This window comes from Priestia endophytica DSM 13796, assembly GCF_900115845.1.
Classification (GTDB): Bacteria; Bacillota; Bacilli; order Bacillales; family Bacillaceae_H; genus Bacillus_I; species Bacillus_I endophytica.
The window spans coordinates 92,710-116,625 of the sequence record NZ_FOXX01000004.1; the positions used below are offsets into that span (position 1 = coordinate 92,710).

The 23,916-nt window shown below is 38.6% G+C and carries 30 protein-coding genes and 1 other annotated feature; of the genes, 21 read left to right on the plus strand and 9 right to left on the minus strand.

All coding sequences use genetic code 11. The features are described 5' to 3' along the window. The first annotated feature begins 58 nt into the window (after nt 1-58). From BM012_RS09430 to BM012_RS09440, 4 genes are all read left to right on the plus strand, one after another. Nucleotides 59-364, plus strand: a complete 306-nt coding sequence (locus BM012_RS09430; protein ID WP_061804345.1) for a hypothetical protein — start codon at nt 59-61, stop codon at nt 362-364. A gap of 140 nt (nt 365-504) precedes the next feature. After that, nucleotides 505-1,002, plus strand: a complete 498-nt coding sequence (locus BM012_RS26780) for an ATP-binding cassette domain-containing protein (RefSeq protein WP_235606156.1) — start codon at nt 505-507, stop codon at nt 1,000-1,002. Further along, nucleotides 993-1,364 carry a hypothetical protein gene (locus BM012_RS26785; protein WP_235606155.1) on the plus strand — a complete coding sequence of 124 codons (372 nt, stop codon included), beginning with the start codon at nt 993-995 and terminating at the stop codon, nt 1,362-1,364. The genes BM012_RS26780 and BM012_RS26785 overlap by 10 nt, the downstream gene beginning before the upstream one ends. Before the next feature lie 21 nt (nt 1,365-1,385). Further along, entirely contained in the window at nt 1,386-1,943 is a 558-nt protein-coding gene (locus BM012_RS09440; protein ID WP_235606154.1) for an ABC transporter permease, read from the plus strand. 172 nt (nt 1,944-2,115) lie between these two features. Here BM012_RS09440 and lepB read toward each other — a convergent pair whose 3' ends face one another. Continuing rightward, entirely contained in the window at nt 2,116-2,655 is a 540-nt protein-coding gene (gene lepB / locus BM012_RS09445; RefSeq protein ID WP_061804344.1) for a signal peptidase I, read from the minus strand. 76 nt (nt 2,656-2,731) lie between these two features. Here lepB and BM012_RS09450 point away from each other — a divergent pair, with 76 nt between their 5' ends. The 3 genes from BM012_RS09450 (at nt 2,732) to BM012_RS09460 (ending at nt 4,888) form a co-directional block, all read left to right on the plus strand. Next, complete coding sequence (locus tag BM012_RS09450) at nt 2,732-3,196, plus strand: GNAT family N-acetyltransferase (protein ID WP_061804343.1); 465 nt, start codon at nt 2,732-2,734, stop codon at nt 3,194-3,196. Nucleotides 3,197-3,266: 70 nt separating this feature from the next. After that, nucleotides 3,267-3,533: a GNAT family N-acetyltransferase gene (locus BM012_RS09455; protein WP_061804342.1), complete on the plus strand. Its 267-nt coding sequence runs from the start codon at nt 3,267-3,269 to the stop codon at nt 3,531-3,533. 17 nt (nt 3,534-3,550) lie between these two features. Continuing rightward, entirely contained in the window at nt 3,551-4,888 is a 1,338-nt protein-coding gene (locus tag BM012_RS09460; RefSeq protein WP_061804341.1) for a CoA-disulfide reductase, read from the plus strand. A 61-nt stretch (nt 4,889-4,949) separates the two neighbouring features. Here the strand turns inward: BM012_RS09460 and BM012_RS09465 are convergent, their stop codons facing one another. After that, nucleotides 4,950-5,684 carry a YdcF family protein gene (locus BM012_RS09465; RefSeq protein ID WP_061804446.1) on the minus strand — a complete coding sequence of 245 codons (735 nt, stop codon included), beginning with the start codon at nt 5,682-5,684 and terminating at the stop codon, nt 4,950-4,952. A gap of 250 nt (nt 5,685-5,934) precedes the next feature. Between BM012_RS09465 and BM012_RS09470 the strand changes: the two genes are divergently transcribed. Together BM012_RS09470 and BM012_RS09475 are read left to right on the plus strand one after the other, a co-directional pair. Beyond that, complete coding sequence (locus BM012_RS09470; protein WP_061804340.1) at nt 5,935-6,915, plus strand: ketoacyl-ACP synthase III; 981 nt, start codon at nt 5,935-5,937, stop codon at nt 6,913-6,915. Between the two features lie 168 nt (nt 6,916-7,083). Next, the gene (locus BM012_RS09475; protein ID WP_061804445.1) at nt 7,084-7,839 is read left to right on the plus strand and encodes a class I SAM-dependent methyltransferase; all 756 of its coding nucleotides are present in this window, start codon (nt 7,084-7,086) and stop codon (nt 7,837-7,839) included. A 252-nt stretch (nt 7,840-8,091) separates the two neighbouring features. On the opposite strand, the gene modB is transcribed toward BM012_RS09475, so the two are convergent. After that, the gene (gene modB, locus BM012_RS09480) at nt 8,092-8,772 is read right to left on the minus strand and encodes a molybdate ABC transporter permease subunit (RefSeq protein ID WP_061804339.1); all 681 of its coding nucleotides are present in this window, start codon (nt 8,770-8,772) and stop codon (nt 8,092-8,094) included. Beyond that, a complete protein-coding gene (modA, locus tag BM012_RS09485; protein WP_061804338.1) occupies nt 8,753-9,550 on the minus strand; it encodes a molybdate ABC transporter substrate-binding protein in 798 nt (265 codons plus the stop codon). Before modA ends, modB begins: the two co-directional genes overlap by 20 nt. Nucleotides 9,551-9,683: 133 nt before the next feature. On the opposite strand from modA, the gene BM012_RS09490 reads away from it, so the two are divergent. From BM012_RS09490 to BM012_RS09500, 3 genes are all read left to right on the plus strand, one after another. Beyond that, on the plus strand, nt 9,684-10,598 hold the full coding sequence (locus BM012_RS09490) for a substrate-binding domain-containing protein (protein WP_061804337.1): 915 nt from the start codon (nt 9,684-9,686) through the stop codon (nt 10,596-10,598). Between the two features lie 86 nt (nt 10,599-10,684). Continuing rightward, complete coding sequence (locus tag BM012_RS09495) at nt 10,685-10,948, plus strand: ClpX C4-type zinc finger protein (RefSeq protein WP_061804336.1); 264 nt, start codon at nt 10,685-10,687, stop codon at nt 10,946-10,948. 89 nt (nt 10,949-11,037) lie between these two features. After that, nucleotides 11,038-11,256 carry a hypothetical protein gene (locus tag BM012_RS09500; RefSeq protein ID WP_061804335.1) on the plus strand — a complete coding sequence of 73 codons (219 nt, stop codon included), beginning with the start codon at nt 11,038-11,040 and terminating at the stop codon, nt 11,254-11,256. Nucleotides 11,257-11,293: 37 nt separating this feature from the next. On the opposite strand, the gene clpP is transcribed toward BM012_RS09500, so the two are convergent. Beyond that, nucleotides 11,294-11,866 carry an ATP-dependent Clp endopeptidase proteolytic subunit ClpP gene (gene clpP, locus BM012_RS09505; protein WP_061804334.1) on the minus strand — a complete coding sequence of 191 codons (573 nt, stop codon included), beginning with the start codon at nt 11,864-11,866 and terminating at the stop codon, nt 11,294-11,296. Nucleotides 11,867-11,884: 18 nt separating this feature from the next. After that, nucleotides 11,885-12,496, minus strand: coding sequence for a sigma factor-like helix-turn-helix DNA-binding protein (locus BM012_RS09510; RefSeq protein ID WP_061804333.1), 612 nt, complete (start codon nt 12,494-12,496; stop codon nt 11,885-11,887). Between the two features lie 233 nt (nt 12,497-12,729). Here BM012_RS09510 and BM012_RS09515 point away from each other — a divergent pair, with 233 nt between their 5' ends. The 5 genes from BM012_RS09515 (at nt 12,730) to BM012_RS09535 (ending at nt 17,596) form a co-directional block, all read left to right on the plus strand. After that, nucleotides 12,730-13,449, plus strand: coding sequence for a YebC/PmpR family DNA-binding transcriptional regulator (locus BM012_RS09515; protein ID WP_061804332.1), 720 nt, complete (start codon nt 12,730-12,732; stop codon nt 13,447-13,449). A 270-nt stretch (nt 13,450-13,719) separates the two neighbouring features. Then, nucleotides 13,720-14,115: a hypothetical protein gene (locus tag BM012_RS09520; protein ID WP_061804331.1), complete on the plus strand. Its 396-nt coding sequence runs from the start codon at nt 13,720-13,722 to the stop codon at nt 14,113-14,115. 67 nt (nt 14,116-14,182) lie between these two features. Then, nucleotides 14,183-14,824, plus strand: a complete 642-nt coding sequence (locus BM012_RS09525; RefSeq protein ID WP_061804330.1) for a poly-gamma-glutamate hydrolase family protein — start codon at nt 14,183-14,185, stop codon at nt 14,822-14,824. 192 nt (nt 14,825-15,016) lie between these two features. After that, nucleotides 15,017-15,262, plus strand: a binding site (T-box leader). A 59-nt stretch (nt 15,263-15,321) separates the two neighbouring features. Further along, complete coding sequence (locus BM012_RS09530; RefSeq protein WP_061804329.1) at nt 15,322-16,563, plus strand: MFS transporter; 1,242 nt, start codon at nt 15,322-15,324, stop codon at nt 16,561-16,563. Between the two features lie 64 nt (nt 16,564-16,627). Then, entirely contained in the window at nt 16,628-17,596 is a 969-nt protein-coding gene (locus BM012_RS09535) for a bile acid:sodium symporter family protein (RefSeq protein ID WP_061804328.1), read from the plus strand. A 54-nt stretch (nt 17,597-17,650) separates the two neighbouring features. On the opposite strand, the gene BM012_RS09540 is transcribed toward BM012_RS09535, so the two are convergent. Both BM012_RS09540 and spoIIP read right to left on the minus strand, forming a co-directional pair. Beyond that, nucleotides 17,651-18,331 (minus strand): hypothetical protein, encoded by a 681-nt coding sequence (locus BM012_RS09540; RefSeq protein WP_061804327.1) that lies wholly within the window; start codon nt 18,329-18,331, stop codon nt 17,651-17,653. Nucleotides 18,332-18,421: 90 nt separating this feature from the next. Then, on the minus strand, nt 18,422-19,582 hold the full coding sequence (gene spoIIP, locus BM012_RS09545) for a stage II sporulation protein P (RefSeq protein ID WP_061804326.1): 1,161 nt from the start codon (nt 19,580-19,582) through the stop codon (nt 18,422-18,424). A 218-nt stretch (nt 19,583-19,800) separates the two neighbouring features. Here spoIIP and BM012_RS09550 point away from each other — a divergent pair, with 218 nt between their 5' ends. The 3 genes from BM012_RS09550 to BM012_RS09560 all read left to right on the plus strand — a co-directional run bounded on the left by BM012_RS09550 (nt 19,801) and on the right by BM012_RS09560 (nt 21,948). Beyond that, on the plus strand, nt 19,801-21,342 hold the full coding sequence (locus BM012_RS09550; RefSeq protein WP_061804325.1) for an FAD-dependent oxidoreductase: 1,542 nt from the start codon (nt 19,801-19,803) through the stop codon (nt 21,340-21,342). A gap of 80 nt (nt 21,343-21,422) precedes the next feature. After that, nucleotides 21,423-21,656 (plus strand): helix-turn-helix transcriptional regulator, encoded by a 234-nt coding sequence (locus BM012_RS09555; RefSeq protein WP_061804324.1) that lies wholly within the window; start codon nt 21,423-21,425, stop codon nt 21,654-21,656. Further along, nucleotides 21,649-21,948 carry a hypothetical protein gene (locus BM012_RS09560; RefSeq protein ID WP_061804323.1) on the plus strand — a complete coding sequence of 100 codons (300 nt, stop codon included), beginning with the start codon at nt 21,649-21,651 and terminating at the stop codon, nt 21,946-21,948. The genes BM012_RS09555 and BM012_RS09560 overlap by 8 nt, the downstream gene beginning before the upstream one ends. 19 nt (nt 21,949-21,967) lie before the next feature. Here the strand turns inward: BM012_RS09560 and BM012_RS09565 are convergent, their stop codons facing one another. Beyond that, entirely contained in the window at nt 21,968-22,624 is a 657-nt protein-coding gene (locus tag BM012_RS09565) for an SGNH/GDSL hydrolase family protein (RefSeq protein WP_061804322.1), read from the minus strand. 318 nt (nt 22,625-22,942) lie between these two features. Here BM012_RS09565 and BM012_RS09570 point away from each other — a divergent pair, with 318 nt between their 5' ends. Then, the gene (locus tag BM012_RS09570) at nt 22,943-23,905 is read left to right on the plus strand and encodes a tyrosine-type recombinase/integrase (RefSeq protein WP_061804321.1); all 963 of its coding nucleotides are present in this window, start codon (nt 22,943-22,945) and stop codon (nt 23,903-23,905) included. Nucleotides 23,906-23,916: the final 11 nt, after the last annotated feature.

The window sequence follows — 23,916 nt, forward strand, 5'->3', positions numbered from 1 at the left end:
AAAGCTACTATCTTGGATTCAGCCCTCTTCTATCGTTTACGAAGGGAGAAAGTCATTGATGGATGATAATTTTCTCGAATTTCTTGCAAATCTTCTTCCTCCCATTTGGAGTAGAAAACCTCTAACAACACAAGAAAAAATCAATGAAAACATAAAAAAACTTCGAAATGTTCCGTGGTTTCAATCATTATTCGCTTCCTATATGGATATTTTCACCACTAATTGTTATGTTCGCTTTTCCATCGGTTTACAAAATGTAGAGAATTTATTAAAAAGTGAGCGAAAACAGAAAATGTTTAGAGAAGATTTAGTTCATACTCTACAAAAAATTAGAATGTCACAGCAACGGAAGAGGAAACAGTAATCATCTAATGAAGGAAAAATGCTTAAAGGATATACCCACTTCTATAATAAATAACACTTCCATCCTCTTGATTCTTGAATACCCCGCTCGAAGTGGAAGTGAACATTAAAGAGTAAGGTGTGTGAATATTGGAGACGATTATGGAGCTAAGGAATATTACAAAGTATTATAGAAACAAACTAGTTTTAGAAAACGTTTCTTTCTCAATACATAAGAGGCAAATTATCGCGCTTGTTGGAAAAAATGGGTCTGGTAAAAGTACCTTATTAAAAATTATAGGAGGATTGATCAAGCCAGACAGCGGGGAAGTGTACAAACTGGCATCTCCTTTAAAAATGGGGTATGTTCCTGAAATTACTCCTTCTCGTATTCCATTCACTCTAGAAGAATATCCTATTCATATGGGAAAGATTAGAGGGATGGATAAACAACACTTAAGACAGCGAATTGATTGTTTACTAGAAATGTTTCATTTACAAGCAGACCGCCGAACAGCTATTGCCGAGTTATCTAAAGGAATGAAACAGAAGGTGATCATTATGCAGTCGCTGATTGAGGAGACAGATTTCCTTATATTAGACGAGCCCTTATCTGGACAAAAGCGCAAAGTGATGTGGAAACGATTCTCTTGTCTTTAAAACAAAGAGGATTAAATATTATTTTTACGTGTCATGAAACGAAATTAATAGAAAACCTAGTGGATAGACTCCTATGTATCAAGAATCACCAGATTGTTCAGACTAGTGTTCCTGTTCATGCTGACATCGGAGGAAACAAACTTGTTTTTAAAATTCTTGCGCAAACATCATTAAAAGAAGTACTTCCTCTTATGAAAATTCAACAACAGCATGATTTGAGTTCTAATGTGAATGAGATAGAGGCTATTGTCAAGCCAGAAGATACAGATAAACTCTTAAGAGAACTTTTGCAAAGAGGGGCCTCTATTAAGAAGCTTTTCCCTATAAATGAAGAAAACGAGAAATTGTATAGCCATTTTTAGAGGAGAGGAGAATTAAAGACAATGAAGGGCTTATTACACTATCACTTTCACAATTACTTAAGATCTCATCGATACATTCCTCCTCTTTCCCTTTACATCTTGTCTCTTGTTATCAATTATACATATACACCAAATCCGATATTAGACAGTTACTCCTTTACGTCTTTACTCCTTTTCTTTATGATGGGATGGTTTACAGTCACCATATTTCATGCCGAAGATGAAGGGCAAAAAAGGATTACAGTGCTACATTGCAGAAATCTAAGAAAATATTATTTATCTTTATTTACAATGTGCATCCTTATTGGGTTTTGTCTCAGCTTTATTTCAGTAGCTTATCCAATCGTTTTTAACGCGTTTGGTGTAGAAACGCGAGTACTACATCTTATAATGGGTTTTTTGTCTCATTTTAGTTTATCCCTCTTAGCCCTTTCACTTTCCGCTCTCTTTACAAGGGAACTTATACAAAATCAAAGCAATACATGGTGGGGAGTTCTTGGTGTTCTTGTTATATCTGTCGCCATTTCTACTTTGAAAGATACGATAAACGGATTTATATGGTTCTTCATTTCTCGTTAGAAATCATGAGTTCAGAAGATAATATGAAGTCTATACCTGTCTTATTTTGGGGGCAGTTCAGTTGGATTTTTCTCTATGCTTTTCTATTAATAGGACTCTTCTTTTGGATAATGAAGAGTAAACATCCCTTGTAAAAAAACGAGGAGAAAGCAAGACGCTTTCTCCTTGGGGTTTAAAGCGGGCCTATTTCATTAAATGGCCAAAAGCGAAATACTGCTTGTCCTTGAATGCTTTTCATAGAAAGTAAACCGAAAATCCGACTATCTTTGCTTATTGGACGATTATCGCCAAGAACAAATACATATCCTTCAGGGACCACTTTCTTACCCGTTTTTTCTTCTAGAGTAAAGTCTTCTGTCCAATGCTGGCTAATCGATTCTTGTTTGGCTACAGAATTTAAATAGTCTTCTGAATAAGCTTTTCCATTCACATAAAGGGTATCATTTTTCATTTCTACCGTATCTCCAGGAAGGCCAATTACGCGTTTAATATAACGATCATCAGAGTCTGGAGCATCAAAGACGATGGTATCAAATCGATCTATATCACTCAGTTTACTCACAATCACACGATTATCATTTTGAATAGTTGGCATCATAGATTCTCCATGAACCGTGTATGGAGAAAAGATGAAATTGCGCGCGATTAACGCAATCACAATAGCAAAGCCAAACACTTTGATCCAAGAGAAGATTTCTTTACGTTTTTCCAATCATTTCACATCCTTAAAGCAACAGATTCTTTATTATGTTACCACAAATTCCATAGATAGGAAACGGAGAAATAGGATGAAAGAACTAAATCTTGTATTAATGACAGAAGAGGAGTTTCATATATTTATAGAAAGCGAAGTTTCTCGCTATGCGGAAAGTCTTTGTAAATATAAAGGATTACAGAGAGAAGAGGCACTGAAAAAAGCTCACTTTGAAACACAACGTCTTCTTCCTCATGGAATAAAAACGCCCTTTCATATTTTTTATCGTTGCTGTAATTGGACTGAGGACGTTGGAACACTTTGGATATATGCTAATGAGAAAAAGAAGCAGGCTTTTATTTATCAAATTACGATTTTTGAAGGTTATCAAAGAAAAGGATATGGGAAAGCTACATTAAGGGAAATAGAGAAGATGCTTAGAAAACAAAAAATCGACACCCTCTCGCTGAACGTCTTTTATGAAAACCAGCGGGCTTACCACCTTTACAAAGAAATGGGATTTAAAACCGTCAGTATGACGATGAAGAAAGAATTATGAAATAAAGGATGAAAACAGAATAGAAAAGGGTATAAGAATAATAAGAAATGTGTAAAGGAGCGATAGTAAAATGGATATTAAACAAAACGAAGAATCTTTTTATATTGGTGAGGAAGAAGGAAAAAAAGCAGAACTACATTTTACAATAGAGGGAGAAACCATTGTGGTAGACCACACTTTTGTCTCAGATGAACTAAGAGGTCAAGGAGTGGCAGGAAAACTGCTCCATCAAGTTGTGCAAATGGCTCGAGAACAAAATAAAAAGATTACGCCAACGTGTTCTTATGCTAAGAAAAAGCTGCAAGATACGAAAGAGTATCATGATGTCCTGTCGTAAAAAAAGGGGGAAATAAAATGAAATATGTGATTATCGGTGGAGATGCAGCAGGAATGAGTGCTGCGATGCAAATCGTCCGCAATGATCAAGAGGCGGAGGTCATCACCTTTGAAAAAGGAGAAATTTACTCCTACGGTCAGTGTGGTCTTCCTTATGTGATTGGTGGGAAAGTTCCCTCAACCAATGACTTGATTGTACGCAGTGTTGATACGTTTCGAGAGAAATATGGCATTAACGCTTATACACATACAGAAGTCAAAAAGGTAGATGAAAAAGAGAAAAAGGTTTATGGCATACATACAAAAACAGGAGAAGGGTTTTCCCACTCCTATGATAAACTGCTCATTGCGACAGGGGCCAGTCCAAATCAACCTGATTGGCCTGGTGTAGAGCTAGGGCATGTTCATCTGTTAAAAACGATTCCAGATGCCAAAAAGATTCAAGAAAGTCTTCAGGATGAGATTCAGAATGTCACCATTGTAGGTGGAGGTTATATTGGGCTTGAAATGGCTGAAAACTTTCTCCAATTAGGAAAAAGAGTACGTATTATTCAACGAGAAGGACAGCTTGCTTCTCTGTTTGATGAAGATATGGCTACACATATCCACGAAAAGGCAAAGCGAAAAGGGATCGAGCTTTGCTTAGAAGAAGATGTAGAAGCACTGATTGGGGAAGAGAACGTGCGGGAAATTCACACGAATAAAGGCACGTATGAAACAGATCTTGTGCTGCTTGCAACAGGGGTTCATCCTAATACGCGCTTTCTAGAAGGAAGCGGTGTAAAGGTGGGAATAAAGGGAGCAATTGAAGTGAACGCCTATATGGAAACGAACGTAAAAGATATTTATGCGGCAGGCGACTGTGCCCTTCACTATCATCGTATCAAACAGAAAAATGACTATGTTCCGCTTGGCACAACGGCTAACAAACAAGGAAGAATAGCGGGATTAAATATGCTAGAGAAAGGGGTTCCTTTTCAAGGGATTGTAGGTTCTTCGATTATTCAATTTTTCGAGCTAACGCTTGGAAGAACCGGTTTAACCGAAAAGGAAGCAAAAGAGCTTCACTTCCCATATGAGGTGATTGCTTTCCAATCTAAAAGCCATGCAGGATACTATCCACAAGCAGAGGATTTTTATCTCAAACTTCTTTATCGAAAAGATAGCGGCATGCTTTTAGGGGGACAAATCATCGGAAAGCAAGGAGTAGATAAACGGATAGATGTGCTCGCTACCGCTCTTTACCACAAGATGACTGTTCATGAACTTGAAGATTTAGATTTAAGCTATGCTCCTCCTTACAATAGTGTATGGGATCCGATTCAACAGGCAGTAAAAAGGCGATCATCGAAGTAGAGAGGTATTAAAGGACCATAAAAAGAGGAAGAGACCTGTCATGGTCTCTTCCTCTTTTTGCTTAACTTGCAAGCATGCCCAAATATTCCTTCAGTGCTTTATACGTTGAAGTAATCATCGCAGGAGAAAACTGATTTGGATATACTTCTGTGTTCTGATTTGATGAATAGTCTGTCGGATATGGCTCTACCGGAAGGCCGACGTTATGAAAGTGGTTGACAGCACGCGGCATATGATAAGCAGAGGTTACGAGAATCGGTTTTTGAAAATGCTCTTTCTTTAATAACTCTTTTGTATATTTCGCATTTTCTTCTGTGTTGCGACTTTTCGTTTCTACGAAAATCGCATCTTGTTCAATGCCTAAACTGACTAGCTGACGTTTTGCAATATCGGCTTCACTTCCGTTATCAGGATAAACCGTGCCTCCAGAAATAACAATAGGCAATCCTGTTTGATTATGTAGTCGAGCCACTGTTAGTAAGCGATTTGCTGCACTTCCATAGAGATGACCTTTGCCATCGATATCAGGAGTATCAAATGTTGCCCCGCCTCCAAGCATGACGATCACATCTCCTGATACTTCTTTTGGAGGAGTGTATTGCTTCTCTAACGTGTGAATTAAAAAGTGACCTGTAAAAGGAATAAAGAAAAGATACAGTAAGAAAGATAACAAAAGGAAGCAACGAGCTAGCACTTTATCCCGTCGATACGCAAATAAGCCAAGTAAAAGCGTTCCTGTAACAAATAAACCAGGAGGAAGAACAAACCCATATAAAAATTTAATAACATAAATCATTCCAATATCCGCCTTTATTTCAAAAGTCTTGATGCCGCTTCTATTATAGCTCATTTTTCCTTTCAGATTGATGTCATTTGAAATTTTAACAAACCTTTTACGAAATTCCTTATCAAAAGAATTATAGGCACCAGGAAAAGCGTTTTTGTAATTTTTATCAAACATAAGAATAAGAAAAAATTGACATAATTAACACTAGGTACTAATATTAAGTAATAAAATCTAGTCATATTATAGGGGGAAGTAAATCATGAAATCTACAGCTAAAATCACAGCCATTGGGCACTATTTACCACAACGAGTTTTATCGAATGAAGATTTAGAAAAAATGATGGACACAAGTGATGAATGGATTGTTCAGCGAACAGGGATGAAAGAAAGACATATTGCAGGAGAAGAAGAATTCTCTTCTGATTTAGCGATTAAGGCCATTGAAAATTTGATTCATCAATATGACAAAACAGTAGAAAATGTAGATTTGATTATCGTTGCTACCACAACTGCGGACTATGCTTTTCCAAGCGTAGCATGCCGCATTCAACACTATTTTGATATTAAAGAGACCGGTGCTTTCGATTTGAACGCGACATGTGCTGGTTTTACGTATGGGCTTCATCTTGCCAACAGTCTTATCACATCAGGTCTTCACAAAAAGATACTTGTTGTGGCTTCTGAAACGCTGTCTAAAGTAACGAACTATGAAGATCGTTCAACAGCTGTTTTGTTCGGTGATGGGGCAGCGGCTTTCCTTGTGGAATATAGTGAAGAAAATCCAAGCTTTATCAGTGTACATATGGGCACAAGAGGAGAAGGGGGCATACATCTTTATCGTAAAACATTTGCTGATAAAATTGACGGAGCTTCCCTTGATCCTAGTGGGAAAATGGTACAAAACGGACGGGAAGTGTATAAATGGGCCACGCGTACAGTACCAAAAGGAATGGAAACATTACTAGAAAAAGGGGAAATGACAAAACAAGACTTAGACTGGTTTATTCCTCATAGTGCCAATCTGAGAATGATTGAATCTATTTGTGAGAAAGTGGACTTTCCCGTTGAAAAAACGCTAACAAGTGTAGAGAAATGCGGAAATACCTCATCTGTTTCTATTCCACTTGCTATTGGCCTTGGTGTTCAAGAAGGAAAAGTAAAAAAGGGCGATCATATGCTTCTTTATGGATTCGGAGGAGGATTAACACATCTCGGTCTTCTGATTCAATGGGACATTTAAATATTAGTCTGTTTTCTTAGGGCTTGTTGCTCATGATGTATAGAGATTTACTTACTTTTTTGTGCTAATATTTAATATATGGATTATTTAACCAAATGAGCGAGATACTTAAAAGGATGATAGATAAAGGGGAGGGATGTAAAGAAAATGACATCGGGGGAATTAAAAATGAAACAAAATGTAGGTACCAAAGAAGCGATTAAAAGATGGGGGGCATTCGCAGATACATATTCAAAAAATCATACTGAACAAGGAGACCTTCATAAAGAAGTCTTTTTAAACCCGACTTTATTTTCCCTTATGGGGAATGTAAAAAACAAAAAAGTTTTAGATGCAGGATGTGGTGAAGGGTATTTAAGCAGGATTTTATCCAAGTCTGGTGCGACTGTAACAGCAATAGACTATACGCCAAGAATGATAGAAATTGCGAAAGAAAGAACTCCAAATGATTTGTTAATTGATTATGAACAAGGTAATTGCGAGGACTTAAATACTCTAGGAGATAAAAGTTTCGATTTAATAGTGTCCAATATGGTGATTCAAGACCTTGCGAATTATGAAAAAGCATTTCAAGAAATGTATCGGTTATTAGTAGATGGAGGACATTTTATTTTTTCGATATTGCATCCTTGTTTCGTTACTCCCGAATGTGGTTGGGAAAAAACAGAAAGCGGAGAAAAGTTACATTGGAACGTAGATCAATATTTTTATGAAGGTGCGTATGAACAAGGTTTAGGTGATCAAGAAAAAATGCTGTTCTTTCATAGAACATTGACAAGTTATATCAATACTTTAATCAAAACGGGTTTTGTTTTAGAAAGCATTGTAGAACCTATACCGTCAAAAGAAATGCTAAAAAAATATCCTTCATTTGAAGAAGATTTTAGATGTGCTGACTTTATAGTGTTTAAATTAAAAAAATAAATGAATGACAATATAAAGTGTACAACGAACGGGTCACTTTAGTTCGATAACGATTATAGCCATTTCCTTGTTGGATATGGCTTTTTTATATTTCTTGTACTTCACCGTTATGTAATTCGAATTATGACAAACACTTTATTTTTAAACCCTTTCTATGGCAGTATTCTAGCCCCTACTTGGAAGGTGGTCAAAATAGCCACAATCTATACGAAAACAATCAAGCATTAAAAAGGAGTCCATATCACCTCCTTTTTAATGACTTTTTCGTTGAACAATCCATAACATCATAAACGAAATTATGATAATCGTTCCTACCCAACACCAAGCAAGCGTCATGTTACCTGAATCTAGCGCAACATAAATGGCCGTTGGAATCGTTTGTGTCACTCCCGGAATATTTCCTGCAAACATAAGAGTTGCTCCAAACTCTCCAAGAGCCCGGCAAAAACTTAAAATCCCTCCGGAAATCAATGCGTTTTTAGCGAGAGGAAGGGTAATATGGAGAAAAACTTTCCACTCCGATGCTCCGTCCATGCGAGCGGCTTCCTCAATAGAAGCCTCAACACTTGCAAATCCGACTTTTGCAGACTGATACATAAGAGGAAAAGCGACAACAGCAGAAGCAATAACGGCTGCCCACCAAGTGAAAATTAACGATTGACCAAAAAGTGACTGGATAACTTCTCCTATGAAACTATGTTTACCAAAGATAATGATTAGAAGAAATCCAACAACGGTTGGAGGCAAAACAAGAGGAAGCATTAGGGCTGTTTCAACAATCGCTTTTCCACGAAAGGACCTCCGTGCAAGTCCTTGCCCTGCAAGTATTCCTGCCACTAATACAACGACCCATGCAACAATGGCTACTTCTAGAGAAAGAGAAATAGGGATCCAAAATTCAGAAAATGTAAGGTTACTTAGCTGAGAATCCATATTCTTTTAACACATTCATGGCTTCTTTCCCTTGAAGGTAGTCATAAAAATCATGAGCTTCCTTCTCGTGATTGGAATCCTTAATGACTCCAACAGGGTAAACGATTGGATCGTGGGAAGTTTCTTTCGCTGTATCGATAATTTTTACTTTATCGGATACAAGAGCATCTGTTTTATAAACAATCCCTGCTTCAACATTTCCTGTTTCTACATAGGAAAGCACTTGGCGCACATCTTTTGCGTAGACGACTTTTGGTTCAACATCTTTCCATAATGATAAATTTTCAAGTGTTTGCTTTCCATATTCTCCAGCTGGCACCGTTTCAGGCGTTCCGAGCGCCATCTTTTCTATCTTTTGGTTATGTAAGTCTTCAAAACTAGTAAGAGAAGAATTCTTTGGTGCAATGAGAACAAGACTGTTTTGGATAAGGTCCGTACCATCTTCTTTATTAATCTCTCCCTCTTTCACCAGTTCATCAAATTTGTCTTCTGCTGCTGAGAAAAAGAGATCAACAGGAGCCCCTTGAGAAATTTGTCGCTGAAGCGTCCCAGAGCCGCCAAAATTAAATTTAAGATCAACATGAGGATGTTCTTTTTCGTATTTTTTCTCAATATCCGCTAGGGCGTCTTGTAAGCTTGCTGCCGCTGAGACGGTTAGCGTTATATCTTCTTGCTTACTTTTACTGTCTCCCGATGCTTTTTGTTCTGAATTTCCACATGCACTCATAAGGAGCGTACCGCATAATACAGCAGATAGTGCCATTGCTTTCTTTTTCATTTTATTTACCTCCTTTATTTTATTGTTAGTTATAATTAGATATAACTAATTATAATTGATTATAATATATATAGGTCTTTGCATTCATCCTTTTTTTGCAAGAAAGAGAAGATTATACTATAGAAGAGGTGATATGATGAGCACGACTTCTTACACAATCGAAGAACTCGCGTCGATTTTAAAAGTTTCAAAGTTGACCGTTTATGATTTAATAAAAAAAGGAACTCTTCCGGCCTACCGTGTTGGACGACAAATGCGTGTAGACGAAGAGGATTTAACGGACTATAAAAATCAAACGAAAAATGTCGTTACATCTCAAAAGCAAGAGAAAAAACAAAAAACACGCCCTGTTGTGATTAGTGGACAAGATGTGTCGCTTGATCTGTTAAGTAAAAGTTTAGAAGGGGAACTAAGCCAAACACCGCTTCGTCTTTATAATGGCAGTTTAAACAGTTTAATAGATTTATATCATGGAAAATGTGATATTGTGAGTCTTCATTTATATGATGGGGAAAGTGATACATATAATCTTCCGTATGTGAAGCGCCTTCTTGTTAGTGATGCTTATGTTGTGATTCATCTTGTGAAACGAACAGCAGGATTGTATGTGCAAAAAGGCAATCCTCATAACATCCAATGTTTTAAAGATATAGCTGAAAAAGATATTAAAATGGTAAACCGAGAACGAGGGGCAGGGGCACGTGTCCTTTTAGATGAAAAATTAAAACAACTAGGTCTTTCAGCGTCTCACATTAGCGGGTATCATAACATTGTTACTACTCATCTCGCCGCAGCCTCTGCTGTCTCAAGCGGGAAAGCAGATGTTGGAATTGGCATTGAAAATGTGGCAAGAATGAGCGATGTCGAGTTTATTCCCCTCATTGAGGAACAATATGACTTAGTGTTGTTAAAACAGGAGCGAACAGAAGAGATCATTGCGTCTATAAAAAAAATACTCTCTTCAGAATCCTTTCAACAGCAGCTTCTTTCTCTTAATGGATATAAGACAGATCAGACGGGAGAAGTCTTGTACGAATCTATTCTATAAAAAAGGAAGAAACATTTCACAAATTGACGAATAACTCCGTGTAAAGATGTGTACAAATGTATACGTGCCAAAAAGGAGGCGTCACAATGGACCAAGATTTCCGTAAAAAAACGTTTCGAGGCGCAAAGATTGAAGATATGATTTTAGAATTAGAAAATTTAAGTGCTTTATGTGAAGAAAAATCGCAACAGGGTGAGCAAACGAAAACAGGCGCGAGCGAAACCTGCTCGTTTTGCCAAAGAAGCAAAGAGGAAGTTGGTGAGCTTGCGATGGGGCCAGGTGTATCCATTTGTAAGAGCTGTTTAGAGTTTGGAGTAGAAGTGCTGAACGCGCCTGCACCCAATTCTTAATGTTTTGATCCCCTATAATTCTTCTTGTAGAATTTTCACATGTGACAACCTCTCCTTTACATATCGTGTAAAGAGACGAGGTGAGGAAGATGCGAGCGAAGACGAATCCTATTGTGATTTATACAATAGAAGCTTCTACAATTAAAAAGATTGTCGTGGTAGATCTTTTTTTTGGTACAGGAATTTACTATGCGGCGAAAATTATCTCTGCAAGCGTTATGATTGGAATGATTAGTAGTATAGCGGGAACAGAAGGGGTCAAAAGATTTCAAAAAAGGAAAAATAGAGATAGAAAATTAGTAAAATAAAAACCAAGACGGGAAGCTTCTCGTCTTGGTTTTTATTTTAAATAATCTCATCAATCACACCATAGTTTTTGGCTTCTTCCGCGCTTAGGAAGTAATCACGGTCCGTATCTTGAACAACTTTATCATAAGGCTGCCCTGTGCGGTCTGCAATAATACGATTAATGTGTTCTTTTAGTTTAAGGATCCGCTTTGCTGAAATTTCAATTTCAGTGGCTTGACCGCGTGCTCCTCCAAGCGGCTGATGAAGCATTATTTCACTATTTGGCAAAGCAAATCGTTTTCCTTTCGCTCCCCCAAGTAGTAGCAGAGCTCCAAACGAAGCAGCCATTCCTGTACAAATAGTGCGAACATCTGGTTGAATATGCTGCATTGTATCAAAAATAGCAAATCCCGCTGAGACTGATCCACCTGGACTGTTAATATAAAGGGAAATATCTTTTTCGGCATCATCCGCTGTTAAAAAGAGCAGTTGTGCAACAATGCTGTTGGCCATTGAATCATTAATTTCGTTGCTCACCATAATAATGCGATCTTTTAAAAGACGTGAATAAATGTCATATGAACGTTCACCAGATGCTGACTGTTCAATTACATATGGGATATGATTCATGCTTAATCCTCCTTTTTCTTATGACGCGATGTTGAGAGAACTGTAAGAGCGGAATACCATATGAGCCATTGGTTCGAATGCCTTGTTTTGTTTGAGGAAAGAAAGTAAAGGTGCAGGATCTTCCCATTGAACACTCTTTGAAATAGCATCTACAAGTTCTTGATTGTTGATTTCTTCTTCTCTGTTTTCTCCGCGAAGTTTGGTTCGCGCTCGTTTTAAAAGAGCTTTAACCCCAGGTTCTGTCATTTCAAGAATAGATGAGATTTCACTGATCTTATATTGAAAAGCTTCTTTTAAAGTGAGTATTACCGCTTGTTTGGGCGTGAGTGAATTTAAAAGAGCCTCAACTTCTTCCTTCCGGCTTTCTTTCGTTAAAGTATGGTGATCTGTTTCACCAACCGTTTCCCGACTTCTTTTACGCTTTTCATCTATCCATTTATGATAGGCTATTTTTTTTAATAAAGCAGGGGTAAGAGACCCGTAGGTTTGCATCGCTTTTACCATCGTTTCTTGCGCTAAATCTTCTCCATCCCACTTGTCTCCAGAAAGGAAACAACAGTAAGAAAGAAGGCTTTTATAAAGCTCCTGTACCTCAATTTCTTCCTTGTTTTTCTCGTTTAGCTCTAACATGGATTTAATCCTCCTTTTAAGTCCTCTCTCTTTTAAAACGAATGAAAGTGTTAAAAAGATATGGGGACTTCATTTATATATATAAAATCATTTTGCTCTTTGTCTTATCAAACACAGGGAATTTGAGGTATAATGAAGAAGATACAAAGATGACAACCCTTCATTATAGTGGATTTTTGTCATCTTTAAGCGTATAATACATATCGATTTAAAGTTGAAAGTGAGTGTTCATGATGGGACGTAAATGGAACAATATTAAAGAAAAGAAAGCATCAAAAGACGCGAAAACAAGCCGAGTTTATGCTAAATTTGGTCGCGAAATCTACGTGGCAGCGAAAAGTGGAGAGCCTGATCCAGAGGCAAACCAAACGCTGAAATTTGTGCTTGAGCGCGCTAAAACATATAACGTGCCAAAAGCGATTATTGATCGTGCAATCGAAAAAGCAAAAGGCGGCGGCGAAGAAAACTATGACCAACTTCGCTATGAAGGATTTGGTGTAAACGGATCAATGGTGATCGTTGATGCGTTAACAAACAACGTCAATCGTACCGCTTCTGACGTACGTGCAGCATTCGGAAAAAACGGCGGAAACATGGGTGTGAGCGGTTCTGTTGCTTACATGTTTGACCCAACAGGCGTAATTGGTCTTGAAAGCAAAAATGAAGAAGAAGTGCTTGAAATTTTAATGGAAGCAGATGTTGACGCACGCGACATTCTAGAAGAAGACGAAGCAGTGATCATCTATACAGCACCAGATGAGTTTCAAGCTGCTCAAGAAGCACTTCGCACTGCAGGTGTTGAAGACTTTACAGTAGCAGAGCTTACAATGCTTCCTCAAACTGAAGTCACATTATCTGAAGAAGACCAAGCTTTATTTGAAAAAATGGTGGATGCACTAGAAGATTTAGAAGACGTACAACAAGTGTATCACAATGTTGATCTAGGTGAATAATCTAAGGTAAGTTACGGGACTAAGCCTCACTTCTTGTATGAGAGATGCACTTATACAAGAAGTGAGGCTTTTGTTTCGAGAAGATGGATAAAATCATACAAAAGTCCTCATTCCTTCCTGTTATCATAAATCATTCATCCTTGAATATATTGCGTTTAGAGTGATCATCTCGTCCTTTTGTAAAAGAGCTCATGTAGTAGATGTATTTGTGTGACTTGTGTAAGTGTTGTTCATTTACTTAACAATATGCTACAAAGTAAGGAGAAGAACATGAAGAAACTCATTAGTATGAGGATGGCAAGTCATATCATCCTTACTATTAATACGATGGCTCTACTTATGCATGTGCTAATATTGCTAACTATTTTGTCATATGACTTTGTATGGGGAGGACGATTAAAGAGACAGGAAGACGCTATCATCTTCGAAATGGTATCCATTCTGATCCAAATCGTATTTATTTCAATTATTGCAGTGAAATCAGGGTATCTTTTGAAAGGAAAATTTAAAAGAACGTCAAACATCGGGATATGGGTTATATTTGGAGTGATGATTCTGAACTCCATAGGTAATGTAGTTTCACACTCTTTCTTAGAAACAGTAGTCATGACACCGGTTACGATTTTACTTGCTCTTTTAGTCTTCAGATTGGCAATTGAAAAGTAATCGTATATAAAGTCTGGAAAATCTAACGAAAAACCTATATCTTCTAGAAAAGCAAGAGGAGAACAAAATGAGTGATGTATATAAAAATTATCAAGCTTTAACATCAGACAAAGTAGAAGGCATCCATTATCAAGTTCGATATCAAAATCACCAATCGCTTCTTTGTCTTTCCGCTCCACATGGAGGTGGAATTGAAGCAGGCACAACGGAGTTGGTTGAAGCTATTTCGATGAGTCGACCTTCATGGTCTTGGTATGTGTTTGAAGGATTACAGTCTTCAGGGAATCGTGATTTACATATTACCTCAACCAACTTTGACGAACCTCGCCAACTTCGCCTGTTAGAAAACGTTCACTGGCATATTACGTTTCATGGCATGCGTGGTACAAAGGCTGAAACGTATATTGGAGGACGGGATGTTGAGTTAAAGGAAGCGATTAGACGCAAGCTTACGGAAAAAGGATTTATCGTAAAAGACGCAAGAAAAGGGGTTGCAGGGATGGAAGTCCGGAATATTACAAATGCAACCATACGGGGTATGGGCGTGCAGCTTGAACTGACCGCAGAGCAAAGAAAACAATTTTTCCAGCATAATAATTGGGCAAAATCGAACCGTCGACATCCCTCGAACTGGACAAAGTCTTTACATCATTACAAAAATGCGCTGATTGAAGCGATTGAGGAACATATGAAACGAAGACCTTCTTAGGAAATAAGGAGGTTTTTTATATTTCTTTTAAATATATAATTGAATAAAACATTTTGCACCTGATCTGGCGTGAATCACCTATAGTTTTATGTTTTTGTTAGCTTTTTATAATTTTTTGTCGTTCTTTCTCTTTTTTTCGAAAAGGCCACTTGACAAAAATCCCATAAAAGGGATAAAATGATAAAAATTAAAAACTGAGCGTTGATGAGAAGAGTACGTAGAAAACGAAAAACACAGAGAGCCCTAAATCGCTGAGAAAGGGTATTTTCATTTCTACCGAAGCAAGCCTCTGAGCTTCACATTGGAACCTTTCCGTGAGGAGATAGTGTGACAGGAGCTCCTGTTATTGAGCTAGGGTATATTTGTACCTGATAAGGCTTTCTATGGCAACATAGAAGGCGAACTGGGGTGGCACCGCGAAAACATCTCGCCCCCAAGATTCTTCATCTTGGGGGTGGGATGTTTTTTGTTGTGTAAATAGAGGGAGGGAGCTTAGGATGAAAAAAGAATGGAACACGCTGAATCTTTTACTTGTCAATCTTGGCATTACAGGAGTAGGAAGCTGGGTTTACTTTATAGCCTTAAATCTGATTGTGCTTGAGCAAACGTACTCTGCCTTTGCCGTTACCGTGCTGTATCTTTTAAAAGCAAGTGCCGCTCTTTTGGCGAATATTTGGGCTGGAAGCCTTGTGGACCGTGTTCGCACAAAGCAGCTTATGGTTTTTCTTCAACTTATTCAAGCAGGGCTAATGGTGCTTCTTCCTTTACTCGATCCCATCCTTATGCTTTATGTTTTCGTATTTTTCATTAATATCGCAAGCGCTATATATCATCCTACGGTGCTGTCCTATACAACAAAGCTTGTCGCTCGAGAGCATCGCAAAACCTTTAATTCGTATAAAAGCTTGCTTGACTCCGGAGCGTTTATCACAGGGCCTGCGCTTGCTGGTTTATTTATGATGAAAGAGGAGGGAGACCTCGCTATTTATTTGAACGGAGCGGCTCTTTTACTGGCAGCTTTGCTCACCTTATTATTACCAGACGTAGAAGAAGAGAGAGAAAAACAAGATTCTTTATCATTCGCGATGTTTAAAAAAGATGTAGCTCTTGTTGGCCGATTTTCAGCTACATTCCCGTATGTCGCGTTTATTTCACTTCTTTTTCATCTGATGACGGTTCTGATGACAGCTACAGATTCACTAGAAGCAGCTTTTGCTACAACGGTTATTGGGCTAACAGAAGGAGAATATGGAGTGATTGTAAGTGGGGCAGGTGGGGGGATTTTAGTTGGGTCTTTTGTTAACGCGTGGCTTATTCATCACCTTTCTCTCTTACGATTAATGAGTATAGGAGCCGTCATCACTTCGCTTGGCTATTTGCTTTTTGCCTTTTCAAACATGTTTGCTTCCGCTTTTGTTGGATGTTTTACCCTTTCTTTCGCCCTTGCGTTTTTGAATGCTGGATTTTTAACCTTTTATCAAAACAGCGTTCCCGTTCATTTGATTGGACGAATGAGCAGTATGCTTACCTTCATTGAATCACTGCTTGTTCTTTTCTTTACCGTTTGTTTCGGATGGTTAGCCGAAATGTTCTCCATTCGGTTGCTGGTGGTTATTGGAGCTTGTAGCATGACGCTGCTCGCTATCGTTTTTGGAGGTGTGAATTTTCAAGCGGTTCGTGCTCAATTCTACTTAAATAGGGAACGTAAAGAAAAAAATTCCGCTTCAAAACCGCTCTAATCCCCTTAATTCTGATACTATAGAAAGGAACTGTTTTTTAAAACCGAACGATTGGAGTTTTTTTATGCTAGACCGTCTAAATTATTATATTGGAAAGTGGATGCCATTGATCACACCGCTCAGCGTTGCTTTGGGAGTGTTAGCTTACACAAACTTACACTCACTCTCTTTTCTAGTGCCGTGGCTGTTCGCTTTCATGACGTTTGTGGGGAGTTTAAAATCAAACTTTAAATCTCTCCAAAATACAGTATTACATCCGTTTCCACTTCTTTTAACGCTCGTTGTTCTTCATGTTATTACCCCGCTTTGGGCATTTGCCATTGGTCATTTATTTTTTCCAAATGACCCGTTTACAGTCACAGGAATGACGCTCGCTCTCGTTGTTCCAACAGGAATCACAAGCATGATTTGGGTGTCCATGTATAAAGGAAATATTCCGCTGACGCTGTCGATTATTTTAATTGATACCCTGCTTTCTCCTTTTATTGTTCCGTTCAGCATGTCTATGTTAGCAGGGGAAACGGTTGAGATGCAACCGCTCGAAATGATGAAAGGGTTATTTTTTATGGTGGTGCTTCCATCTCTTCTAGCGATGCTTGTGAACCAATTCAGTGCTCGGGCGCGCATTGAGAAAATGAGTCGGACGCTGTCTCCGTTTTCCAAGCTTACGCTACCTGCTGTTATTATGATTAATAGCTCTGCGATTGCGCCTTATTTGCGCCATATTGATGCAAAGCTTTTGGGGATTTTAGGGACGATTTTATTTATCGTTTTGGCGGGGTATCTTTTTTCTTGGGGATTAGCCGCTTTGTTCAAGCAAACGCGCGAAAATGTAGTGGCCATTATCTATACAGGAGGCATGCGTAACATTAGTGCTGGTACGGTCATTGCGGTTAGCTTTTTTCCAGCGCAAGTGGCTGTTCCCGTGGTGTTTTGTATGTTGTTTCAACAAGTGCTCGCCGCTTTCCATGGCTATCTTTTGACAGCCTTTTACAACCGACGCACACTCTTTGCTAAAAATGTGAATCACTAATGCTAAAAAGAGGCCTTGTTTAAGAAAAAGGGCCCCTTTTTAGTTCTCTTCTCTCTACTTCATATCTTGATCTTCCCTGTTCATTTCAACGCTTTCTACTTTATCGTCCTTTGTTACTTCCAAACGAACCACTTTATCTTTTAAATCTTGATTGCTGTCATCATCATGTTCAAAATCAGCCGTTTTTTCATATGTTTTTTCACCGCTTTTTACTTTAACGGTAAGACTTTTGTCATCTTCTTTCACAAATGTCCCGATGACGTTATATTCCCCGTCCTGATCTTTATCGTACACTCCGTTGTCGTCTGCTTTCGCTTGTGGCATAAGCTCTAAACTTTCGGCTTCCTCATTTTTGGCATTTACTTCTACCTTCACAAGTTTCCCTTTCACTTCTGTGTTGTCTGGTTCATCCGTTTTAAAAGAAGAGGCTTTCTTTACAGTCACTTTTTCCTTATCAATCATCATCACAAGCTCGTTGTCTTTTTCACTTTCTAACGTTCCGACAAGATCGAAATCATCTTCCATGCCATCATCTTGTTTGTTGTCATCACGAGCGTACTGTTTTAAATCATTTGACGTATCGGATTCATTTGTAGCAGCGTTGTTATTTGTTTCAGAAGTTGAATTGGTATCGCTTCCATTTTGAGCTGTATTTTCTTCACTGGTGCCACATCCTGCAAGCGTACCAATCGTTAACATCCCAATAAGAGGGAAGGTAAGAAACGTTTTTTTCATTTTCCATACTCTCCTTTATCTGTTTTTCATCTTTATAGCCGTTTTCTTTCCTTTTTAAACAAAAAAAGAGAGAAGAAATCTTCTTCTCTCTTAGTTCGCCGAAGCATCTACTTTTTCCGTTTGAAAATAATAGTCACTAAGTACGTCTGTTAACGCAGACACGGTATTTGCTAGTTCATCCATATTGTTGTCAACGCCGCCAACTTCAATTAAAATTGCTCGAGGGGAAATGTCTTGATTGTAGACGCCGTTTCCGCTTGCGCCTGTTTTCCCGATAACCCCTCGACTTAGCCCTGGATATTTCTTTTCAAGGGCATGGTGAAGATCTTGGGCAAATTTGACGTTTTGTTCATAGTTTGGCTGTTCTTTTCCAATTACAAATGCGACTTTTGCGTAGCCTTTTTCCTTAATTTTAATGGTGGTATGATCGCCTCTTAGTGAATCACGATGAAGGTCAATAAAATAGGAGAGATCATCACTTTGACTTTTCGCCGCTTCTACGACTTCGCGCGAAGCTCGGTAGGCTTGAACCGTTCCCCATCCTTTTGTATTCAACTTTTGGGTCATATTTGTTGTATCCACAATCGAGCCGATGTTATTTTTCTCTAAACTGTTGCCAAGCATTTTCCCAACAAGCGTAATGTTTGTTTGATTGTCTACCGCTTTATCAGCATCAGGATCATCGGTTAACCCAAGGATCGGAAGGTAAGATTCCCAGCTGTGCGTATGATAAATATACACCTTTTTCTCTTTAATTCCCTCGTTCGGCGGTTGCTGCGGCTCTTCTGGCTGCTCTGGTTCTTCCGCTCCTGAATCGTTATTTTGATCTTTTTCTAAAATGGTATCAAGCGATGGAGAAGATTCCACAGGCGTATTCGTATAGTTTGTCCCTTGTCCAGGTGTGATAATTTCAGAATGATAGGAAAAGAAACCAGGTAAACTATCGCCAAGAAGGGTAATCGCGCTGTTTAATTTAATATTTGTTGTCGCCTGCAATCCAAGAGAAGAAAGAGACAAAGGCTCACGCTTCTCAGAAGCAAACGCAGGCGTTTCGGTTTCAAGCATGGTTAAAAAAATGCTGTCTGAACTATTATTTAACGTATGGCTAATATAAGAAGGAAATCTGAGCTGAAGTTTAAAAGTAGTTGTCGTAAGGGCCGTGACGAAAAACGTAAACACAATGACAATTGCAATGAGCGCTGATAGAGGAAGAAAGGCAATCTTTCCATGCTCGTATTTCCATTTTTTCATAGTTTAATCCCTCATTTAAAATTGAAGTATAATAGTATCTATGCAAAAAAATAGTAGGTTATGATAGAATATACGAATTTTACTAGAGTTAAGGAAAAATCCTTAGTTTACCATAACTAAATTCACGTAAACTATACTATATAGATGGGAACATTATACATATTCTATTTAGGGAATGGACATGCTAATGAAAGCTCATAAAAGGGAGGAAAATACCTATGTTTCATGAGGGAAAAATACCTGAGTTTTCAACATCGTACTGGCGAGAATCAACAGATGTTCCTTCGTTTTCACCGCTAAAGGAAAACATTGATGTAGACGTAGCAGTGATTGGAGGGGGAATTGCTGGGGTAACAACGGCTTATCTGCTTACGCTTGAAGGCAAAAGTGTTGCGCTTTTAGAAGCAGACAAGCTTTTTGATGGCACAACAAGTCATACCACAGCGAAAATGACCACTCAGCATGGATTGATTTATGACAAGATGATTGGATATGTAGGCGAAGCAGAAGCGGCTCTTTATTATGAAGGAAATAATGAAGCGCTCAAGTTTTTACAACATACGATTACATCACAGAATATCTCATGTGATTATACCGTTGAGGATGCTTACGTATATGCGACAACAGATACATATGTCAAAAAGGTCGAAAAAGAATATGAGGCCTATAAAAAGCTTGGAATTGAAGGAGAGCATCTCACTTCAATTCCGCTTGATCTAGGTGAAAAAGCGGCGGTGATGATTCCAGATCAAGGGCAGTTTCACCCCTTAAAGTATCTCGTTCACCTTGTGAAAGAGATGACAGCGAAAGGAGCTCAAATTTTTGAAACCACCCAAGCTGTTGATATTAAAGAAGGAAAAACGCAAACTGTTGTCACAAAAGAAGGGCATAGTGTGAATTGTAAAGATGTGGCCTGCTGTACTCATTTTCCCTTCTATGATGGAAAAGGCTTTTACTTTTCACGTATGTATGCGTCACGCTCTTACGTTCTTGGGATTACAAGTGAGAAACCATATCCAGGAGGAATGTACTTAAGTGCTGAGCCTTCATCTGATTCCCTTCGTTATACAACGGTGGATGGTCAGAAACTGCTCCTTGTCGGAGGGCAAGAGCATACAACAGGACGAAGTGAGAAAACACTTAAGCATTATGAAGCGATCTATTCATTTGCTCATAACTCCGTTGGCGTAAAAGAATGCTTGTACAGATGGTCGGCTCAAGATTTGATCTCACTTGATGAAACACCTTATATTGGACGCATTTCAGAAAATTCTCCGCATGTTTACGTTGCTACAGGATTCCGCAAATGGGGCATGACACATGGAACGCTTTCAGGTATGATGATTCGCGATGCCATTCTAGAGAAAGAAAAGCGTTATGCTTCCTTCTTCACACCATCTCGGTTCCGCCCAAATCCGAGTGTGAAAAATTTGGTCACACAAAACATGGAGGTTGCAGCAGAGCTTACAAAAGGAAAGCTTGATTTCACAAGAGGAAATGCCTATAATTTGAAAAAAGATGAAGGGGCCGTTGTGAGTGTGAACGGAAAACGAGCGGGAGCTTACCAGGACAGAGAAGGCTGTCTTCATCTCGTTGACACAACGTGTACGCACATGGGCTGTGAAGTGGAATGGAACAGCGGTGAGCGAACATGGGACTGTCCTTGTCATGGTTCACGTTTTTCATATGATGGCGAAGTTGTCGAAGGACCCGCTCAAAAGCCGCTCGCTTCATTAGAGGATGAGGATAGCGAGAAATAAAAAAAGCTTCTCTAACTACGTTAGGGAGGCTTTTTTTGTAGTGTGCAAAAGTAATACATTTCAAACAAAAAGTAAAATATATGAAAAAAGATGAAGGGGTCTTGCATAATAAGCTTCATGTGTTACGAGCAGAGCGGAAATGGACGCAAAAAGAAGTGGCTGAAAAGATGCAAGTTAGTCGACAACCCATTGTATCTATTGAAGCAAATAAGTATAATCCATCCTTAATTCTTTCTTTTAAATTAGCTCAGCTTTTTGGCGTCAGGATTGAGGGGATTTTTCAATATTCAGAAGGGATGACAGACGATGAATAATATTTTCGATCTATTAATGCTAGAACTTCCTTTGCTTCTTCTTGTAGTGAGTTTCATTCCTGGTTTGTATCTATTTGTATTTGCAAAACAGCAAGGAGATGAGCGCGGCAATTTTATTATGTATCGCTCGTATGGTTATACATATGAATTTATCATGACAGGGGTTTTGCTCTTATTTATGATTCAAAAACTTTTTTCTCTTTCCTTTGATCAGTTTAAAGATGGCCTTTTCGTTATTTTAGCAAATCTTTGGTTAGGAAGTTCGGTATTTATCCTCAGTCGCAGACATTAATCAAAGCCGTTAGCATCTGCTAGCGGCTTTGATATGATGGAGTTTGTTCGCAAAATGCGCGCGCCATCGCCTCGTATCCTTTGTCATTTGGATGAACGCCGTCTCGAGATAGCCATTCTTTTTCTTTTCCTTTAAAAAGAGAATACAAGTCGATAATATGAAGGTGTGGATAACGATTTAGCTTTTTAATGGAAGCATTCACTTTTCGAATCCAAGCGTCCCCCTCTTGGCTCTCTGGGAATGGATTATAAAGAGTAGCAACTAGAATAAAGTAAGGAGTACTGCTTTTTTTCTTGAGGGTTAAAAGAGATTGGATAAACCCATTAAAATCGCGCTGAGCTTCTTTTAATTGATCTTGAAGCGAAGATAAACTTTTTCCTTTCATTACGTCTTCATAAGCATCAATCAAATTGTTTCCACCTGCTGTAATGGTGATGACTTCCGCTTCCACTAGGCTTTGGAGGGAACGGGGATGAGAAGAGAGTGTAGCAATTTCTTCGACAGTCAATCCGCTTCTTGCGATGGTATAAAGATCTACTCGTTCTTCCCACACACACTCTATTTTCCTTCGGTAACGCTGAGGGAATGTTGGGGAAAACAAGGAAGCTCCAACACCTGCTGTTAAAGAATCGCCTAGGGCCACATATGAAATCTTTTCGTTCTTAAAGGGAAACATATTTTCCTTCCTTTCCTCTTTCATACACTATTTTATTATTGATGTATTCTTCTCGGAAGAAAACGGCTTGTGCGTTACAGGAAAATGGGCTAGAAAACGAGACTCTATAACAAGTCTGAAAATTCAATCATACCTCTCTCTGTTGCATTCAGGTGAACAAGGATGCGAGAGACGAAAGATAACTGCAAAACTATAAATCTCCTAATTTTTGAGAAATAATCTTCCTTTCTTGCCTTTTTTTGCACGATCTAGTATTCTATTGCGTGTAAGATATATTACACGCAATAATATGAGAGAAAATGTAAGGAGTTTTGAAGAATGAAAGAGACGAACATCGACACCCTTTATGAAGAAGAATTAGATGTATTTGATTTATATATGGAAGACTTAGGGTACTCTTTTTCAACCCTTCGTCACTATGGACATGACGTTCGCCTTTATTTACACTATATAGTGGACAAACACGAGGGCAAGAAAGAAATGGAGGATACGTCCAAGCGAGATGTGAGCGGGTTTTTACGCATGCTGAGAAAACGCAGTAACACGTCGCTTCGTCAAGACCATTCCTCCGCAAGCCGAAACCGAAGATTGATGGCGCTTCGTCTTTTTTATAAAGCCATGATCAAACACGATCTAACAGATGAAAATCCGGCCTTAGAAATTGAAACCGCTAAATCGAAAAAAACGCACATTCCGTCTTATTTAAATGAAGAAGAATTACATGCGTTTTTTGAGAGCGTGCCACATGATGCGTTTTACCGCCGGAATATGTTGATTTTAAAACTAATGGCCTTTGCAGGGCTTCGGGTCATTGAAGTGCATCATTTAAACGTTACAGATATTGATCGTTCTCGCCCTGGAATTACGGTGTTTGGAAAGGGAAGTAAATCACGCTATATTCCGCTTCCGTCCTTTTTATACGACGAGCTAAGAATATACGAAAAAGAGCGAGGAACCCCACACGCGGAGCATGAGGAAGCTTTCTTTTTAACGCGGCACGGCAAACGCATTTCACGCCGAATGATTCAGCATGTGACAACGAAAACGCTTGAAAATTTAAAAGAAAAAAAGGGATTTGAATATCTCGCAACTAAATCTCTTTCAAGTCATAAACTTCGCCATTCGTTTGGGACGTATCTAGTCAAAAACGGAGCAGATTTGCGCACAGTACAAGAACTGCTTGGACACGAAAACATTAGTACAACCCAAGTGTATACTCACATTTCAAATGAACAGAAGGAAAAAGCTATGGAATTGTTTCATAACAAGAACTGGCAATAACGAAAGGAAGA

Coding starts and splice junctions, on each gene's coding strand:
- BM012_RS09430 (WP_061804345.1), top strand. CDS start 59: ATGGATGATAATTTTCTCGAATTTCTTGCAAATCTTCTTCCTCCCATT.
- BM012_RS26780 (WP_235606156.1), top strand. CDS start 505: ATGGAGCTAAGGAATATTACAAAGTATTATAGAAACAAACTAGTTTTA.
- BM012_RS09440 (WP_235606154.1), top strand. CDS start 1,386: ATGAAGGGCTTATTACACTATCACTTTCACAATTACTTAAGATCTCAT.
- BM012_RS09450 (WP_061804343.1), top strand. CDS start 2,732: ATGAAAGAACTAAATCTTGTATTAATGACAGAAGAGGAGTTTCATATA.
- BM012_RS09455 (WP_061804342.1), top strand. CDS start 3,267: ATGGATATTAAACAAAACGAAGAATCTTTTTATATTGGTGAGGAAGAA.
- BM012_RS09460 (WP_061804341.1), top strand. CDS start 3,551: ATGAAATATGTGATTATCGGTGGAGATGCAGCAGGAATGAGTGCTGCG.
- BM012_RS09465 (WP_061804446.1), bottom strand. CDS start 5,684: ATGATTTATGTTATTAAATTTTTATATGGGTTTGTTCTTCCTCCTGGT.
- BM012_RS09470 (WP_061804340.1), top strand. CDS start 5,935: ATGAAATCTACAGCTAAAATCACAGCCATTGGGCACTATTTACCACAA.
- BM012_RS09475 (WP_061804445.1), top strand. CDS start 7,084: ATGAAACAAAATGTAGGTACCAAAGAAGCGATTAAAAGATGGGGGGCA.
- modB (WP_061804339.1), bottom strand. CDS start 8,772: ATGGATTCTCAGCTAAGTAACCTTACATTTTCTGAATTTTGGATCCCT.
- modA (WP_061804338.1), bottom strand. CDS start 9,550: ATGAAAAAGAAAGCAATGGCACTATCTGCTGTATTATGCGGTACGCTC.
- BM012_RS09490 (WP_061804337.1), top strand. CDS start 9,684: ATGATGAGCACGACTTCTTACACAATCGAAGAACTCGCGTCGATTTTA.
- BM012_RS09495 (WP_061804336.1), top strand. CDS start 10,685: ATGGACCAAGATTTCCGTAAAAAAACGTTTCGAGGCGCAAAGATTGAA.
- BM012_RS09500 (WP_061804335.1), top strand. CDS start 11,038: ATGCGAGCGAAGACGAATCCTATTGTGATTTATACAATAGAAGCTTCT.
- clpP (WP_061804334.1), bottom strand. CDS start 11,866: ATGAATCATATCCCATATGTAATTGAACAGTCAGCATCTGGTGAACGT.
- BM012_RS09510 (WP_061804333.1), bottom strand. CDS start 12,496: ATGTTAGAGCTAAACGAGAAAAACAAGGAAGAAATTGAGGTACAGGAG.
- BM012_RS09515 (WP_061804332.1), top strand. CDS start 12,730: ATGGGACGTAAATGGAACAATATTAAAGAAAAGAAAGCATCAAAAGAC.
- BM012_RS09520 (WP_061804331.1), top strand. CDS start 13,720: ATGAAGAAACTCATTAGTATGAGGATGGCAAGTCATATCATCCTTACT.
- BM012_RS09525 (WP_061804330.1), top strand. CDS start 14,183: ATGAGTGATGTATATAAAAATTATCAAGCTTTAACATCAGACAAAGTA.
- BM012_RS09530 (WP_061804329.1), top strand. CDS start 15,322: ATGAAAAAAGAATGGAACACGCTGAATCTTTTACTTGTCAATCTTGGC.
- BM012_RS09535 (WP_061804328.1), top strand. CDS start 16,628: ATGCTAGACCGTCTAAATTATTATATTGGAAAGTGGATGCCATTGATC.
- BM012_RS09540 (WP_061804327.1), bottom strand. CDS start 18,331: ATGAAAAAAACGTTTCTTACCTTCCCTCTTATTGGGATGTTAACGATT.
- spoIIP (WP_061804326.1), bottom strand. CDS start 19,582: ATGAAAAAATGGAAATACGAGCATGGAAAGATTGCCTTTCTTCCTCTA.
- BM012_RS09550 (WP_061804325.1), top strand. CDS start 19,801: ATGTTTCATGAGGGAAAAATACCTGAGTTTTCAACATCGTACTGGCGA.
- BM012_RS09555 (WP_061804324.1), top strand. CDS start 21,423: ATGAAAAAAGATGAAGGGGTCTTGCATAATAAGCTTCATGTGTTACGA.
- BM012_RS09560 (WP_061804323.1), top strand. CDS start 21,649: ATGAATAATATTTTCGATCTATTAATGCTAGAACTTCCTTTGCTTCTT.
- BM012_RS09565 (WP_061804322.1), bottom strand. CDS start 22,624: ATGTTTCCCTTTAAGAACGAAAAGATTTCATATGTGGCCCTAGGCGAT.
- BM012_RS09570 (WP_061804321.1), top strand. CDS start 22,943: ATGAAAGAGACGAACATCGACACCCTTTATGAAGAAGAATTAGATGTA.